This is a genomic window from Streptomyces sp. NPDC001536 (assembly GCF_042894505.1).
Lineage (GTDB): Bacteria > Actinomycetota > Actinomycetes > Streptomycetales > Streptomycetaceae > Streptomyces.
Genome location: NZ_JBIAVQ010000016.1, coordinates 181957 through 197215 on the forward strand (window position 1 = coordinate 181957; position 15259 = coordinate 197215).

Genomic DNA, 15259 nt, shown 5'->3' on the forward strand with positions numbered 1-15259 from the left:
CTCAGACGTCGTCGGGCCGTTCCTGGGCGAGCCGTTCGTCGAGGCTCTCGCCTTCGTGCTGTTCGGCGGCCGTGGTGCCGTGCCTGGTCACGCCGAGCGGCCGCTCCGGGGGCGAGTAGCCCTCGTCGAGGGTGTCGTCGTAGGTGCGTTCGCCGAGCACGTTCTCGGGGTCCAGGGGCGCGGCGTCCTCCTGTTCCTCGTTGGTTCCGGTGGGCTGGTACACGTCGTCGCCGTGCGTCGGGTCCGTGGTCATGGGAGCCTCCTGTGTCGCCTGGGTCCTCTTCGGCATCCCGGTCCGCGTTTCCCGATCCGCGCCTCCGAACCACGGTTTTCCGTCCCGCGGCCCCGGCAAGGCCCCTGACCTGCGGCGGAGTTGGATGCGGGAGATTACCCTCCGGTCAATCTTGAAAGGAGATCCGGTAGGGCTATCATCACTCGCACACACGGTGCGTGACCGTCTGCCGACGCGATGCTGAACGGTGTCCGCCGCCCCCCAATGTGCCGCCGCTGGCCGAGGCCATCCCTCTTCGGTCCGAGGCGGGTTCCACCCCCCACTCCTCAACGCCGTCGAGGCCTGGTCGTCCTCGCGTCGTGCACGACGGAAAGCAGCTTCAGCATGAGCAACAGCAGGGGCAGAGGGCTGCAGGCAGGCGCCCTCGGCACGTTCGACACTGTCGTGATGGCGGTCGCGGGCAGTGCTCCGGCCTACTCGATCGCCGCCACCACCGCGGTCCTCGTCGGAGCGGTGGGCCTCGCCAGCCCGGCCGCACTCCTGTACTGCGCGATCCCCATGCTGGGCATCGCGCTGGCGTTCAGCTATCTCAGCCGTATCGATGTGAACGCGGGCGCCAGTTACTCGTGGGTGGGGCGTACGCTCCACCCGTTCCTCGGCTTCCTCAGCGGCTGGGCGCTGGTGGTGTCGGCGACCATCTTCATGGTGGCCGGTTCACTGCCGGCCGGTTCGATGACGCTCGCCCTCTTCGACGAGGGCCTCGCCGGCAACACCGCGCTGTCCACCCTCGTCGGCGCCGCCTGGTTCGTGGCCATGCTGCTGGTCGTGCTCGGCGGCGCCCGGCTCACCGTCCGCGCCCAGCTCCTCATGTCCGGTGTCGAGCTCGCGATACTGGCCCTGTTCGCGGTCCTGGCCTTCTTCCACACGGACAACGCCCGCGCCTTCGACTGGTCCTGGTTCGGCTTCGGCCAGTTCGACGGCATGGCCGGCTTCGCGTCCGGCGCGCTGATCGCCGCGTTCTACTACTGGGGCTGGGACGTGACCAGCAACCTCAGCGAGGAGACCCGCAACAGCCGTCGTACGACCGGACTCGCGGGCCTGATCGGGGTCGGTATCGTCTTCCTGCTGTTCGAGGTGTTCACCATCGCGGTGAATGTCGTGCTGTCCTCGGCACAGGTCCGGGAGAACGAGGCCAACGTGCTCGCGGTGCTGGGCGAGGAGATCTGGCCGGGCTGGGGCGGCAAGCTGCTCATCGTCGCGGTGATGCTGTCCACCATCGCCACGCTGGAGACCACGCTGATCCAGGTCACCCGCTCGCTGTTCGCGATGGGCCGCGACCGGACGATGCCGTCCGCGCTGGGCAGGGTGCACCGCGAGTGGAACACGCCCTGGGTCGCCATCGCCGTGGTCGGCGCGGTGGCGCTGGTGATGTTCATCGCCTCCAACGCCCTTGGCTCGGTGGGCGAGATCCTCTCCGACGCGATCTCGGCGATCGGTCTGCAGATCGCCGTCTACTACGGTCTGGCGGGCCTCGCGGCCGTCGTCGCCTACCGCAAGATGCTGCTGAAGTCCGCCGCCAACTTCGTCTTCGGCGGCCTGTGGCCGCTGCTGGGCGCCCTGTTCATGTTCTGGATCTTCGTCGAGTCGCTGGGCGAGCTGAGCCGGGCCTCGATCACCATCGGCGTCGGCGGACTCGCCGTCGGGCTGGTGCCGATGCTCTGGTACTGGAAGCAGGGCAGCGACTACTACCGGCCCGCGAAGCTGGACGCCACCCACACCGTCGAGGCGGATTACGTCCCCGACGGTGCCGTGCCCGCCCAGTCCCGTGTCCACGAGGGTCTGTCCACCGACTTCTGAGGGGTGTGGCGATGGCACGGGATCGCTTCGCTCCCGACTTCGACCCCGACTGCGGGGACGTACCCCTCACCACGGCCCGCCAGGACATCGTCATCGGACGCTGGCAAGGGCTGAGGGAACTGCTGCGGACGACCGGACCCGACTGGCCGGTCCGCGGCCACCGGGTCCGGCTGCTCGCCCAGGCCTGCGCGGGCAGTTCGACGGCCGAGTCATGGCTGGCCGCCGAACCGCACAGCGCCGACGCGCTGGTGCTGCGCGCGGCGACCGAGACGGCCCGGGCGTTCAACCTGGCGATCGCCGCGGGCCGCGGGGTGCCGATCGACCAGCACCGCGTCGACACCGCGGTGATGGCGAGCCTTCAGGCCGCCGACGCGTATCCGGACGACCCCACCCCGTGGATCTCCCTGATCTCGGTGGCACGGCTGTACCCGGCGGGCGTCCGGAGGCAGGAACTGGCCCGCTGGTGGGACGAGTTGCACCAGCGCGACCCCTACAGCGTGGAGGGTCACCTCCAAGTCCTGCACTACTACTCGTCCCGCTGGCACGGCACCCACGGCCTGATGTACGACTTCGCCCGCGACGCGGCCGGAGTGGCACCGCCGGGCTGCGCACTGCCGGTGCTGGTGCAGTACGCGCGGGTCGAGGAGTACCGGTTCGCGCTGGACGCGGCCAAGGGCCGGCAGTCCTCGGTGGCGCTCGCCCAGCACTGGAGCAACGACGGCGCCGTCAGCGACGTACGCCGCACCGTGCAGCGCTGGATCGCCGGCCGGCCCGAGGCCGCGGTCGCCCCCGCCGAGCTGCGTGACCTCAACTATCTGACGCACGCGGCCTGTCACGCGGGGCTCGTCGATGTCGCGGGCCCGCTGTTCCGGCTGCTGGGGCGGCGGGCCACCCGGACTCCCTGGTCCTACACCGGGGAGCCGGACAAGCAGATCGTCAAGTGGCGCAAGGAGGTGGGGCTGCGCGCCTGAGCACGCGGTTCCTCACGCTGTCGCGTTCGGGCCGTCCGGCCGGGTGCTGCGCTGTTCGACCATCTCGCGGGTGAGTTGCTCCGTCTCGGGTTCGGGCAGCCTCTCGAAGCCGTCCTCGGTGATGACCGAGACGATCGGGAAGATCCGTCGGCCGATGTCGGGGCCGCCGGTCGCGGAGTCGTCGTCCGCCGCGTCCCACAGGGCCTGGAGGGCGGCGAGTGCGGCGTCCCGCCGGGACATGTCCTTGTGGAACAGCTTCTTCAGCGCGCCCCGGGCGTAGGGCGAGCCGGAGCCCTCGGCGTGGAAGTCCGTCTTCTCGTACAGGCCGCCGGCCACGTCGAAGCTGAAGATGCGGCCCTTCTCGCCGTCGGCGGCCGTGTGGTCGTAGCCGGTGAGCAGGGGGACGACTGCGAGGCCCTGCATGGCCTGGCCGAGATTCTGCCGGATCATGCCCGCCAGGCGCCGGGCCTTGGCGTTGAGGGTCATCGGAGCGCCCTCGATCTTCTCGAAGTGCGTGAGCTCGACCTGGTACAGCTTCACCATGTCCACCGCGAGTCCGACGGTGCCCGCGAAGGCGACCGCGGTGTGGTCGTCGGCCGGGTGCACCTTCTCCAGGTCGCGCTGGGCGATGAGGTTGCCCATCGTGGCCCTGCGGTCGCCGGCGATCAGCACGCCGTCGCGGTAGGTGAGGGCCAGCACAGTGGTGCCGTGCGGGAACTGGTCGGGGGCGGCGCGCACACCGTCGGGGAAGGGTCTGCGGGTGGGCAGCAGGGCGGGTCGGTGGGCGGCGAGGAACTCGGTGAAGGACGCAGTCCCGGGAGTGAAGAACTCCTCCCCCAGCCGTCCGCCGTGCTCGCTCTCCGTCATGACGTTCCCCCCTCGTGTCCCCGGTGCGACATCCGAGTCCTACCTGAAGCGGACGGACGGGAAACCCGCGACCTGGGTCACAACTCACGCCGCGGACAGAGCTGTTGCGCTCACAGGGCCTTGCGTCGCACCAGCACGCCGAGCACCACCAGGCCCGGCAGCAGCGGCAGCCACACGGTCAGGAGCCGGTAGCCGAGCACGGCGGAGGCGGCCGCGGCGGCCGGGGCGCCCGCGGTGGTGAGGGCGAAGGCCAGGGCGGCGTCGAGGGAACCGAGGCCGCCGGGGGTCGGCAGCAGGGCGGCGGCGCTGCTGGCGGCGAGATAGAGCAGCGCCACCCGGGCGGGCGGCAGGGAGAGGGCGACGGCCTGGGTGACGGCGATCAGGACGAGGGCGTGCAGGGCGGCGAAGGCCAGCGAACCGCCCCACAGAGCGGCCGCCCGGGACGGGTTGGCGTGCACGGCCCTGATGTCGGCGGCCACGGCGGCCAGGGCGCGCCGGCACCGCGACCAGGCCAGTACGCCGGCCACGCAGACGGCGGCGGCGAGAAGGGCGACGAGCATCGCCCCGGACAGCCGCGGGTACCGCAGCACCCCCGGGCAGGCCAGCGCGAGCGCCACGACCAGGACGACCCGCACGACCGCGGCGGCGGTGCCCTTGACGGCGAGGGCGGTCGCCGCGCGGCCGGCCGGCAGTCCGCAGCGCATCAGGAAGCGCAGGTTGACCGCGCCCGCGCCGAGCCCGGCGGGCAGCAGATGGTTGGCGGCGGAGGCGGCGAACTGCGCGGCCACGAGCCGCCCTTGGGGGAGCCGCCGGACGACCGCGCCCTGCTGGGCGAGCGCCGCGCAGACCCAGGTCGCGGCGGCCGCCGTACCGCCCACCAGCAGCCAGCCCTGGTCGGCGACGGCGAGCCGCACGGCCCCGCGCTCCAGGACCGGCCAGTGCCGCTGGGCCAGGCAGACCGCGCCCACCAGGACGGCGAGGGTGAGGGCGGTGTGCCAGTAGACGCGTCTGCGGCCGGGGGCGACGACGACCGGTTCGGACGTCATGGACCGCCGCCCTCCCCCGCCGGCCCGATGCGCACCTGGATCCCGTCGATCTCGTACGGGGTCCAGTCGCGCGCGTACCCGGCCGGGCCGCCGTGTTCCCGGACGAGGTGGGCGACCGGGATGCGGCGGGCGGTGTCCTGGATCTCCGCCGCCGTGGAGTTGGTGTTGGGGCCGCTGACCGCCGCGGAGGAGCATCCGGTGTAGAAGGCGATGGGCAGCGCCTCTTCCCCGGTGAGCAGACAGGGCGGTCTGACGCCCAGGCGGTGCAGGTCGGCGGCGGTGCGCTCCCAGGCCTGCCGGTCGGCGGTGCTGCGGGTGACGGTGCGGTCCAGGACCGCGTACTGCACGGCCAGGTGCCCGGCCAGTCCGAGCGCGACCAGGGTCGTGGCCACCGGGCGCCACTTGCCGCCCGGTGCGGTGACCAGGTGGCGCAGTGCGTCGGCGACCGGGATGGCCAGCAGGGCGTAGACGGGCAGCAGGAAGCGGGGGGCCGCGTAGCCGATCAGGAACAGGTAGGGGAAGGCCGCCGACGCGGCGCAGGCCAGCGGGACGAGCGTGCGGGCGGTGCGTCCGGCGCGGACGGCGACGGCGAGGCCGAGGAGGGCGAGCAGCGGAAGGACGTACCACCACACGGTGATCACGGGGTGCGGCATCGGACCGGTGCACGGCCGGCACAGGGTGCGTCCGACGAGGCTGCGCATCTGGTCGTCGACGGCGATGTGCCAGCCGAGGCCGCCCTGGATGCGGGAGCCGTCGTGCAGCCGCTGCGCCAGACCGCCGTAGCTGAGGTACGCCTCCACCACCCACTGGGCGGCACCGAGGGCCGTCCCCGCGAGGAGGGCGAGGAGCGGCCGCCAGTGGCGCAGCGCCACCGCGAGGGCGAGGAGGGGCAGCGTCACCCAGACGGCGTCGGTGGGCCGCATGAACGCCATGAGGGCGGCACCCGCCGCGATGCCCCAGGGGTTGGCCGGGGCGCGCAGGAAGGAGCCGACGCAGACCAGGGCGCCGATGGCCACCCAGTAGTTGGGCATGGCCTGCGGGCCGTAGTAGAGCGTCACCCACAGGGACGCGAAGAGCGCGCCGGCGCCGGCGAGCACGCGGGGCGGGAAGACACCGCGCCAGACGCGCAGGGCGAGGTAGAGGCCGATGCCCGACAGCACGGCGAGGTAGACGCGCAGCAGTGCGGTGGACGTCGACCAGGACGCGATGGGTGCCACCAGCAGCGAGATGCCACGCGCGCGTGGCGCGCTGAAGTAGGAGGGGGGCGCCTGGGCGCCGACCTGGCTGACGTACACGGTCTCGTCCCAGCCTAGGCCCATCCAAGGGCGTACGAGCAGCAGCTGGGCCAGGACGAACGCACCGGCCACCACGGCGAGCAGAAGGTCGCCTCGCCGCCACCGGTCCGTACCGGGCACGGTCGCCGTGTCGCGGCCTCGCACACCGACGAGTGTCGCGTTCGCGCCGTGCGTCATCGTCCGCCCCTTACCCCTACGCATCGCAGGATTTCTGAGACCCCACGACTTTGAGCTGGGGAAATAGAGAAAACACGGACAAACTAACCCGCGTCCGGTCTGTGCGCAGCGCGAAGTTCGGCCAGGTGCCTGATATTTAGTCCGATTATCGGCACAACCGTGGCGTCAGTCGTGCGGAAACGAGTGGTGCTCGTGGGCGACGAGCCAGCGGCCGTCCTGTTTGCGCAGCCCGAACGTCAGGCGCAGCCGGAGGCCGGGGTGTTCGGCGAGTTCCTCCGGGGTGGCGCAACGCAGGAGGGCGTGGGCGTAGGCGACGTCGGAGCCGGCGGTGACATCGAGGGACTCGATGTCGAAGCAGGCGCCCTGGGCCTGCCAGGCGAAGAAGGGCGGCCAGGCGGCGCTGTACGCGGCCAGCCCGTGGATGCCGTGGTGGGGCGGCGGTACGTCGTACATGACGATGTCCTCGGCATGGTCGGCCAGTACGCCGTCGAGGTCGCCCCGGTGGACGGCGTCGGCCCAGTTCGTGATCAGGATGCGGATCTGTGAGGCGTCGTCGGGCACGGTGGCGGCTCCCTCCTGGGTCCCCTCGCCATCCTCCCCGTCACCCTGGGTCCCCGCGCGGCGGGTGGGTGACACACTCTGCGGTGTGCCGCTGACATTCGACGACCTGCTCATCCGCGCCCGGGCCCTCGCGCAGGGCGACCGACGCGCGATCCTCGGCATCACGGGCAGCCCCGGCGCGGGCAAGACGACACTCGCCGAGATGCTGGTCCGGGAACTCGACGCGGGCGGGGAGCCATGGGTCGCGCACGTCCCCATGGACGGCTTCCACCTCGCCGACGCGGAACTGGAGCGCCTCGGGCTACAGGACCGCAAGGGCGCGCCGGCCACCTTCGACGCGGCGGGGTACGCGGCGCTGCTGCACCGGCTGCGCGCGGAGGAGGACGACGACATCGTGTACGCGCCCGGCTTCGAGCGGGTGCTGGAGCAGCCGATCGCGGGCGCTCTGCCGGTGCCGCCGTCGGCCCGGCTGGTGGTGACCGAGGGCAACTACCTGCTGCTGGACACGGGCGCGTGGGTGCGGGTGCGGCGGCAGCTGGACGAGGTGTGGTTCTGCGAGCTGGACGAGCCGGAGCGGATCCGGCGGCTGGTGGCCCGGCACGAGCGGTTCGGCAAGGAGCACGACGAGGCCGTGGCCTGGGTGCTGGGCACGGACCAGCACAACGCCGACCTGGTCACGGCGACCCGGGACCGCGCGGACCTGGTCGTCCCCACCCGGACCCTGGAGCGCCGTCAGGCGGCGTCGTAGGCGCGCCGCGCCCGCTCGACCTCGTCGAGATGGCCGGCGGACCAGTCGGCGAGGTGCGCGAAGAGCGGGGCGAGGCTGCGGCCCAGCTCGCTGATCTCGTACTCGACCCTGGGCGGGACCTCGGGGTGGTACGTGCGCACGACCAGCCCGTCCCGCTCCAACTGCCGCAGCCGCTGGGTCAGCACCTTCGGCGTGATCTTCGTGATGCGCCGCTCCAGCTCGACGAAGCGCTGCCGGCCGTGCGTGTGCAGGCTCCACAGGATCGGGGTGGTCCAGCGGCTGAACACGATGTCCACGACCGGGCCGATCGGACAGGCGAGCGCGGGATCGGTCGTCGCCTCGGCCTTCATGCGCATCCCTCCGGGACAGCCACTTTCCTCTAGGTACCTACTATATCCACGCTGTTAGCGTCCCTTCATCGGCAACAACGCCGATTCCTCAAGGGAGTTGTTCATGATCGTGGTGACGGGGGCGACGGGCAACGTCGGCCGGGAGCTCGTGGGGACGCTGGCCGCCGATGGCGCTCGGGTGACCGCGACGTCCCGGCGGATCGCCGACGGGGACGTGCCGCGGGGTGTCCGCGCCCGGCCGGCGGATCTGGCGGACGCCGAGAGCCTCAGGGCCGTGCTCGACGGAGCGGACGCGCTCTTCCTGCATGACGGCGGCCTGTCCGCGCACCTTCTCGACGTTCCGCATCTCATGGACGCAGCCAAGGCCGGCGGGGTCCGGCGGGTCGTCCTGCTGTCCTCGCTGGGAGTCGTGACCAGGCCGGAGTCGGTCTCGCACGGCGGCATCGGGCGGGCCATCGACGAGGCGGTACGCCAGTCGGGCCTGGAGTGGACGATCCTGCGGCCGAACGGTTTCCACTCCAACGCGTTCGCCTGGGCCGAGTCCGTACGCACCCGGCGCACCGTCGCCGCTCCGTTCGGCGACGTCGGTCTGCCCACCGTCGACCCCGCGGACATCGCCGCGGTCGCCGCGGTGGCGCTGCGCGAGGACGGACACGCCGGACAGGCCTACGAGTTGACCGGACCGGCCCCGGTCACGCCCCGTCAGCAGGCCGCGGCTCTCGGCACGGCGCTGGGCGAGCCGGTCCGGTTCGTCGAGCTGGGCCGGGACGAGGCGCGGACCCACTTGCTGCGCTTCATGCCCGAACCCGTGGCCGACACCACCCTCGACGTCCTGGGCTCCCCCACCCCCGCCGAACAGCGCGTCAGCCCCGACATCGAGCGCGTCACCGGCCGCGCTCCGGGCACGTTCGCCGACTGGGCGCGACGGAACGCCGCCGCGTTCCGGTAGGACTTACCGCATGGGTCTGGACATCACCGTGCTCGCCGTCGACTGGGAGCAGTTGGAGGCGACACCGTTCGACACGCGGCTCGGGCGGCTGGAGGACGCGGCGCTTCCCGAGGACGAGATCGACTGGGACGCGGAACCGCGGCAGGGTTGGGTGTTCCCGGCGGCGTCGGCTGTCCCGTGGTCCGGGAGGTACGAGTTCCACAGCACCAGCGGCTCGTACAAGGCGCACTTCTGGGCGGGACAGGCCTGGGAGGACGTACGGGACTTCGCCGACCCGGTGCTGCGGGAGCGGCTGAACGGGTTCCTGAGCCCGTTGCTCTGGGACGAGGACGACACCGGCCTCTTCCCGGCCGACTCCGACCCCTGGCGCCCCAAGCTGCTGCTCACCTGTCCCCCGCCGACGGTCGCCGCGCTAGCCGTCCACTGGGCCGGTGCGGAGCCGCTGCTGGAGAGCCTGCGCGAGCCGTTCGCCGTGCACGCCGCGTGTCCTGGACGGTGGATCGAGGACTTCGACGAGTTCGCGGTGCTGCTGCGCGAGTGGGCGGTGGTGGTGGGCGAGGCCGACCGGCGGGGCTGGGGACTGGTCGGCCTGCCCATGTGACTCAGGCGTGCAGCGTCAGCTCCGGCTCGCCGAGGGCGTCGCCCGCGATGTCGCCGATCAGGGCGGTGAACGCCTCGGTCCGGACCGTCAGCCCTTCGGTGCCCTGCTCGACCCTCACCGTGCACGCGTCACCGGGGCCGTACCGCACCGCGAAGACATGCAGGTCCTCGGGGGCGCCCGGCACCGGGCCGGCCTCCAGCGCCGTCGAGGAGATCAGATGGCGCCAACCCTCGTCGGGGTTCCCGTAACCGCGGGGGTCCTCGGCGAGGGCGAAGGCGGCCTGCTGCTGGGTGGTCTCCGAGCGGGCGTCGAAATGGTCGGCGCCCTCCGCCTGCGGGTGGGTCAGCCGGAGTTCGCCGGCGGCGGCGACCTGGGCCTCGGCGGTCCGGCGGACCAGGTCGCCGTCGTCCGTGGCGTACGGCATCCCCGCGAGCAGATACGGCGTGCCGGGGAGGCGCTCCACGGCGACCGTCACCCACAGACTCGTGCCGTCGGTGACGTACAGGGACCGCACATGCCGCAGGACATGGTCGCGGCCGACGACCGGCTTGGTGACCAGCTTGGCCGCCAGGCCCTCGGCGCGCACGTCACGGACACGGACCTCGCCCATCGGACGGCAGAAAAGGAAGCCGTCGACGACCGGGCCGTACCCGTGCTGCCGGTTGACGGCGGCGGGCAGATAGTACGTGCCGCCCGCTTCGGTCACGGACGGGGTCATGTGGCTGTCGAAGGCCACCGACACCGTTCCCGACCGCAGTTGATGACGGACGGGCACGGTCGAGGGCCTGCGGTGCCAGCGCGTCGTGTCCTGGATCTGCCAGACCAGCATCCACGCGAAGTGCCCGTCGACCCCGCCGTCCGCCTTCACCGCGTGCCGGGCCCAGCGGCTGTCGCCCCGGTAGCGGCCCAGGTCGGAGCCGATCCGGGCACCGAAGTAGCGCAGGCCCAGGACCGACTCGAACGCGGAGTGCTGCTCGCTGTAGCGGGGGCCGCCGTTGTCGAAACCGCCGCCCGTCAGGCGGGCGTCGATGTAGCGGGCGAGGGCGTCACCGTCCTCCGCGAAGATCTCCTCGCCGCTGACCCGGTGGGCCTGGGCGAGGAAGGACAGGGAGATCGGGCCGTAGTTGTTGTCGTAGGCGCCACCGTGCTCGGGAGGCAGCAGGGCGCCGCGGTCACGGACGCGGTGGGCGCGGATCCTGTCCACGTACAGGTCCAGGGCGCGCCCGCGGACCGACTCCCGTTCCGGGGACGGCAGATGGCTCGCCAGCATCAGCCCGCCCACGACGCAGCCGATCGCCTGATTGCCCGCCTCCTGCGGGTTGAAGAACGTCGCCTCGGTCAGCCAGCGCCAGTACCCGCGTGCGACCTCGACCAGCTCCACGCGCTGAGCGTCGTCGACGAGACCGTCCGCGGTGTCCAGCACATTGACCGCCTGGAGCAGCGCCCACACCGTGCTCGGCCAGTCGCCGATGGGGTGCGCCCCGGCCGCGAGGGTGTAACGGGCGTACGGCAGACCGGAGTTGCGCACCCTCAGGTTGGGGTAGCCGGGGTTGTCCTCGACGTACACCCGCTCGCGCAGATGGAAGCCGAGACTGCGGCGCACGGCCTCCGGCAGCCGCGGGTCCTTGGTGCGCTGCCAGGCGAGCGCGAGGAGCGAGGTGATACCGAGTGAGGTGTCACCGATGTCGTCGACACAGTCGGGGTGTTCGAGGTTGCCCTCCGGCGTGAGCCGGGCCAGCGCCTGCTCGGCGACGTCGGCGAGGACGGCGTCGTATGCCTCCGGGCTGTCCGGCAGGTCGTGCAGCGGACCGCGCTGGTGCGGGAGGTGTACGGGAGGGGGCGTGGGGTGCACGGAATTCAGCCCTTCGAGCCTGAGGTGGCCATGGCGTGGGTCGTCGGGGTCACACGACGGGTGCGGCCCGGCGGGCGCGCAGTGCGACGGTCACAGTGTGCGGGCCGAGTCCGCCGATGTAGACACGATTCCCGGTCGTCGCGTCGGTGCCGCCCACCACGGTGTAGTCCTGACCCGGGTCGTAGCGCAGCACGTCGCTCCGGTCCGGCCCGGCCGGTGGTTCACCCGCCTCGACGCCGGTCTCGACCCGGATCTCGTCGTCGCCGGCCCGGTAGGTCATCGCCCCCGTCGTCAGGCACCAGCGTCCCTCGCCGATCGGTACGGCGCCCTCCGGCACACCGCCGGGCCGGAAGGTCAGTTCGAGGGCCCACGGCACGGGTGGTCCGCTGATGTCGATCCGCAGGTCGGCGCCGTCCTCCCGCAGGTCCACCTCGACGCGGGTCGTGTGGGAGACCTCGTCCCGGGGCCGGTCCGGGAAGGCCATCGCGGCCGCGAAGCGTCCCTCGTCCACCAGCCGGTAGCCGCCGTCGTCCCGTCTCTCGTCCTTCGGGAGCGGCTGGTAGTAGGAGGCGGTGAGGGTCTCGGTGAGCCGGTACCGGTTGTCGGCGAGCCGTTCCGTGCCGGCGGCGCGGAACGGGCCCAGGTCGAAGAAGCCCCGCGAGAGGCGGACCGCGTCGAGGACGGCGTCGCCGGCGAACAGGCGCAGAAAGGTGGGGTTGCAGGCGAGGCCCGAGCGGATGCGACGGTGCTCGGGCACGTCGGAGCCCCCGTACACCACCGTGTGCGCGGTGGCCGAGGCGTGTTGGGCAAGGCGGGCGGTGGTGAGGTACCGGTCGCGCGGGAGCGTCTGCGCCTGCGGGGCCGGCAGAGTGCGGCACAGGTCCGGGGTGAGGAGGGTCTGGGCGAGCAGGTCGCAGTCGTCGATGCCGCCCGCGGCCGCCAGCAGCGCCGCCCGGGCGAAATCGCCCCGGCCGGTGCGGATCGCGAGCAGCCGGTAGTGCGGCAGGTAGGGCGCCAGCGGGTAGGCGTGCTTCTGGTCCTGGCGTCGCGAGTGGAGGGTCTCCACCGTGCCGTCGGGCCTGATCAGGTCCAGGGTCGTGGCGAGATTGCGTTCGACGGCGTCCAGCAGGTCGGCGCGGCCGAGCACGTCGGCCAGCAGCAGCAACGACGGGTTCGTCACGTGGGACGCGTAGACGGCGCTGCGTTCCGAGTACAGGCCCTCCGCGTCGATGTCGACGCCCTCGGCGAGCCACTCCTCGACACGGTCGAGCAGCCGGTCGTCGGGGAACGACCGGTGCAGCCGGGCCAGCGCCGCGCTCAGCTCCCAGCGGTGGTTGGGGGTGTGCACCCCGCCGGTCAGCAGAGCGCCGGTGGCGGCGCCGGCGATCTCGGCGAGCGCGTTCGTGACATCGCGCAGCTCCGGCCCCGCGCCGGCGGCGAGGACGTGCGCGTCGCACACGTCGTTGACGGTGAACGCGGAGTCCGGCGGGGACTGCACGTTGTCGCCGCCCGCGAAGAGGCCGGTGCCGGTCTGCGCGGCCCGCAGGGCACGGAGGTGGGTCCTCGTCGCGGCGACGGCCCAGCCGCTGCCGTGCAGTGCCGAGTCCGGGGAACGGTAGGCCGCGATCAGGGTCTTCGCCCGGCGGGCCAGCACGCGGTGGGTCACGCCGACGGGGTCCACGTCGGGGCCGTCCGCCAGCGGGCAGGCCGCCAGCGGGGCGGCCTGCCGGTCGGCCGCTCGGGCGACCGCGCGGACGAACTCGTGGTCGAGCGGGACGGACAAGGTCAGTCCTTCAGGCCGGCGTTGATGTCGGCGTTCATGACGTACTTCTGGAACACCAGGAAGACGACGATCAGCGGGATCATGGAGATGACCGAACCGCCGAGCAGCACCGACCAGTTGATGTTCTGCGCGCCGACGAGGCTCTGGATACCGATCTGCACGGTGAACTTCTCGGGGTCGTTGAGCATCAGCAGCGGCCAGATGTAGTCGTTCCACCGCCACTGGAACGACAGGATGGCGAGCGTCAGCGCGATGGGCCGGGAGAGCGGCACCATGATCCGCAGGAAGATCGACAGTTCACGCGCGCCGTCGATGCGGGCGGCCTCGATGAGCTCGTCGGGGACCGTCAGGAAGAACTGGCGGAACATGAAGCACCCGGTCGCGGTGAGCAGGGCCGGGAGGATGATGCCGGAGAGCGAGTTGTAGAAGCCGAGGTCGCGGACGACCAGGAACAGCGGGGCGAGCATGACCTCGGCCGGCAGCATCGTGGTGGCCAGGATGCAGACGAAGAAGGCCTTGAGCCATTTGTTGTCGTACTTGGCCAGCGCGTACCCGGTGCAGCAGCTGACTCCCACGGTGAGGATCGTCGCGATCACACACACGAGGGTCGTGTTGATGAAGTACTGGGAGAAGTTGGCGCTTGCCCACGCTTCCTTGTAACCCGACACGGTGGGGTCGTCCGGGAACACCGTCAGCGGAAGGGAGAACAGGTCTCCGGCGGGCTTGAAGGAGCTGAGGACGAACCACAGCACCGGGATCCCGTAGAGGGCCGCCATGAACCACAGGAGTGTCGTCGGGGCGATCGCGCGCCGAAGCCCGCCGGTTGCCGAGCCACGGGGCCTCTTCTTGGAGACGGCCCGTACGGAGTCGGCGTCGACCTTGTGCGGCATGTCTGTGGTTGTCATCGGTTCTCCACCCGCCGGTTGACCATCATCTGGATGGCCGCGACGACCATCAGGATGAGCATGAGCACGAAGGACGCGGCGCTCGCGTAGCCGATCTGGCCGGACTTGAAGCCGGTCTGGTAGATGTACTGGACCAGCAGGTTGTTCGAGGTTCCGGGTCCGCCGTTGTTGAGGGAGGCGAACACCGCGTATTCCTTCATCGCGTGGATCGTGTTGAGCAGGATGACGATGAAGGACGTGGGGGCGATGCTCGGCAGGGTGATGCTGAAGAACTGGCGCCACGGACCGGCACCGTCGAGCGCCGCCGCCTCGTAGTACGACGTCGGTACGTTCTTGATCGCCGCGATGAACAGCAGCATGGAGAAGCCCGTCCAGGCCCAGGCCGCCGCCACCACGACCACGATCAGTGACAGGTCCGCGTTCGACTGCCAGGGAACGGCGCTTCCGCCGACCTTCTCGATGAGGTAGTTGACCAGTCCGAAGTTCTCACCGAACAGCCATCGCCACAGGACACCCACGATGATGGGCGACAGCAGCCACGGGATGAAGAAGAAGAAGCGGGCCACCGACGAGCCCTTGGCGTGCTTGCTCACCAGCAGGTTGGCGATGAGCAGCGAGAGCACGAAGTTCAGTGGAACGAAGAGCACGGTGTACAGCAGCGTGCGGATCAGCGCGTCGTAGAACGTGGAGTCCCCGGCCAGGTTCTGGTAGTTGTCCAGTCCGATGAACTGGAACGCCCCCACACCTGTGTAGTTGGTGAAGGAGTAGACCAGCCCGATCACCGCCGGCCAGACGAAGAACAGCGCGAACAGCACGACATTGGCCGCGATGAGGACGAGGGGCGCGACGGTGTACTTGCTGCGGCTCCTGGGCGGGCTCACGGACACGTCCGAGGCGCGTTTTGTCATCTTCCTGACTCCGTGCTGGTGGATGGGATTGCGGTGGGCTCACGCCATGAGCCCGGCATCACATGGGTGGCCGGGGGGGGGGGGGGGGGGGGGGGGGGGGCCCGCCCCCCCCCCCCCCCCCCCCCCGCCCCCCCCCCCCCCCCGGGGGGGGCGCGCG

General features: G+C 71.5%; 14 protein-coding genes and 1 pseudogene. 5 read left to right on the top strand and 10 right to left on the bottom strand.

Annotated elements, in window-relative coordinates; translation table 11 throughout:
* Positions 1-10: 10 nt before the first annotated feature.
* Positions 11-253: pseudogene (locus tag ACFY0U_RS36140) on the bottom strand (hypothetical protein); the annotation flags it as partial.
* A gap of 363 nt (positions 254-616) precedes the next feature.
* Here ACFY0U_RS36140 and ACFY0U_RS36145 point away from each other — a divergent pair.
* Together ACFY0U_RS36145 and ACFY0U_RS36150 are read left to right on the top strand one after the other, a co-directional pair.
* The gene (locus ACFY0U_RS36145) at positions 617-2089 is read left to right on the top strand and encodes an APC family permease (protein ID WP_388643074.1); all 1473 of its coding nucleotides are present in this window, start codon (positions 617-619) and stop codon (positions 2087-2089) included.
* Between the two features lie 11 nt (positions 2090-2100).
* On the top strand, positions 2101-3060 hold the full coding sequence (locus ACFY0U_RS36150) for a hypothetical protein (protein ID WP_388643076.1): 960 nt from the start codon (positions 2101-2103) through the stop codon (positions 3058-3060).
* A 12-nt stretch (positions 3061-3072) separates the two neighbouring features.
* On the opposite strand, the gene prcB is transcribed toward ACFY0U_RS36150, so the two are convergent.
* The 4 genes from prcB to ACFY0U_RS36170 form a co-directional block, all read right to left on the bottom strand.
* A complete protein-coding gene (gene prcB / locus ACFY0U_RS36155; RefSeq protein ID WP_388643078.1) occupies positions 3073-3927 on the bottom strand; it encodes a proteasome subunit beta in 855 nt (284 codons plus the stop codon).
* Between the two features lie 110 nt (positions 3928-4037).
* Positions 4038-4973 carry a lysylphosphatidylglycerol synthase domain-containing protein gene (locus ACFY0U_RS36160; RefSeq protein WP_388643080.1) on the bottom strand — a complete coding sequence of 312 codons (936 nt, stop codon included), beginning with the start codon at positions 4971-4973 and terminating at the stop codon, positions 4038-4040.
* Positions 4970-6445: a hypothetical protein gene (locus ACFY0U_RS36165; RefSeq protein ID WP_388643082.1), complete on the bottom strand. Its 1476-nt coding sequence runs from the start codon at positions 6443-6445 to the stop codon at positions 4970-4972. The genes ACFY0U_RS36160 and ACFY0U_RS36165 overlap by 4 nt, the downstream gene beginning before the upstream one ends.
* 165 nt (positions 6446-6610) lie before the next feature.
* Positions 6611-7006 (bottom strand): YybH family protein, encoded by a 396-nt coding sequence (locus ACFY0U_RS36170; protein WP_388643083.1) that lies wholly within the window; start codon positions 7004-7006, stop codon positions 6611-6613.
* A gap of 85 nt (positions 7007-7091) precedes the next feature.
* Between ACFY0U_RS36170 and ACFY0U_RS36175 the strand changes: the two genes are divergently transcribed.
* On the top strand, positions 7092-7754 hold the full coding sequence (locus ACFY0U_RS36175) for a nucleoside/nucleotide kinase family protein (RefSeq protein WP_388643085.1): 663 nt from the start codon (positions 7092-7094) through the stop codon (positions 7752-7754).
* Here ACFY0U_RS36175 and ACFY0U_RS36180 read toward each other — a convergent pair.
* Positions 7739-8110: a winged helix-turn-helix transcriptional regulator gene (locus ACFY0U_RS36180; protein ID WP_388643088.1), complete on the bottom strand. Its 372-nt coding sequence runs from the start codon at positions 8108-8110 to the stop codon at positions 7739-7741. The two genes, ACFY0U_RS36175 and ACFY0U_RS36180, sit on opposite strands and share 16 nt — an antisense overlap.
* 97 nt (positions 8111-8207) lie before the next feature.
* On the opposite strand from ACFY0U_RS36180, the gene ACFY0U_RS36185 reads away from it, so the two are divergent.
* A complete protein-coding gene (locus ACFY0U_RS36185) occupies positions 8208-9053 on the top strand; it encodes an NAD(P)H-binding protein (RefSeq protein WP_388643091.1) in 846 nt (281 codons plus the stop codon).
* A 10-nt stretch (positions 9054-9063) separates the two neighbouring features.
* On the top strand, positions 9064-9654 hold the full coding sequence (locus ACFY0U_RS36190; RefSeq protein ID WP_388643092.1) for a hypothetical protein: 591 nt from the start codon (positions 9064-9066) through the stop codon (positions 9652-9654).
* A 1-nt stretch (position 9655) separates the two neighbouring features.
* Here the strand turns inward: ACFY0U_RS36190 and ACFY0U_RS36195 are convergent, their stop codons facing one another.
* Genes ACFY0U_RS36195 through ACFY0U_RS36210 form a run of 4 tightly spaced genes read right to left on the bottom strand, consistent with a single transcriptional unit; the run spans position 9656 to position 15102 of the window.
* A complete protein-coding gene (locus ACFY0U_RS36195; protein ID WP_388643095.1) occupies positions 9656-11506 on the bottom strand; it encodes a hypothetical protein in 1851 nt (616 codons plus the stop codon).
* 49 nt (positions 11507-11555) lie between these two features.
* A complete protein-coding gene (locus tag ACFY0U_RS36200; protein WP_388643098.1) occupies positions 11556-13289 on the bottom strand; it encodes a hypothetical protein in 1734 nt (577 codons plus the stop codon).
* A 2-nt stretch (positions 13290-13291) separates the two neighbouring features.
* Positions 13292-14194 carry a carbohydrate ABC transporter permease gene (locus ACFY0U_RS36205; RefSeq protein WP_388643100.1) on the bottom strand — a complete coding sequence of 301 codons (903 nt, stop codon included), beginning with the start codon at positions 14192-14194 and terminating at the stop codon, positions 13292-13294.
* The gene (locus ACFY0U_RS36210; RefSeq protein WP_388643103.1) at positions 14191-15102 is read right to left on the bottom strand and encodes a carbohydrate ABC transporter permease; all 912 of its coding nucleotides are present in this window, start codon (positions 15100-15102) and stop codon (positions 14191-14193) included. The genes ACFY0U_RS36205 and ACFY0U_RS36210 overlap by 4 nt, the downstream gene beginning before the upstream one ends.
* Positions 15103-15259 lie beyond the last annotated feature (157 nt).

Coding starts and splice junctions, on each gene's coding strand:
- ACFY0U_RS36180 (WP_388643088.1), bottom strand. CDS start 8,110: ATGCGCATGAAGGCCGAGGCGACGACCGATCCCGCGCTCGCCTGTCCG.
- ACFY0U_RS36185 (WP_388643091.1), top strand. CDS start 8,208: ATGATCGTGGTGACGGGGGCGACGGGCAACGTCGGCCGGGAGCTCGTG.
- ACFY0U_RS36150 (WP_388643076.1), top strand. CDS start 2,101: ATGGCACGGGATCGCTTCGCTCCCGACTTCGACCCCGACTGCGGGGAC.
- prcB (WP_388643078.1), bottom strand. CDS start 3,927: ATGACGGAGAGCGAGCACGGCGGACGGCTGGGGGAGGAGTTCTTCACT.
- ACFY0U_RS36210 (WP_388643103.1), bottom strand. CDS start 15,102: ATGACAAAACGCGCCTCGGACGTGTCCGTGAGCCCGCCCAGGAGCCGC.
- ACFY0U_RS36205 (WP_388643100.1), bottom strand. CDS start 14,194: ATGACAACCACAGACATGCCGCACAAGGTCGACGCCGACTCCGTACGG.
- ACFY0U_RS36190 (WP_388643092.1), top strand. CDS start 9,064: ATGGGTCTGGACATCACCGTGCTCGCCGTCGACTGGGAGCAGTTGGAG.
- ACFY0U_RS36165 (WP_388643082.1), bottom strand. CDS start 6,445: ATGACGCACGGCGCGAACGCGACACTCGTCGGTGTGCGAGGCCGCGAC.
- ACFY0U_RS36145 (WP_388643074.1), top strand. CDS start 617: ATGAGCAACAGCAGGGGCAGAGGGCTGCAGGCAGGCGCCCTCGGCACG.
- ACFY0U_RS36160 (WP_388643080.1), bottom strand. CDS start 4,973: ATGACGTCCGAACCGGTCGTCGTCGCCCCCGGCCGCAGACGCGTCTAC.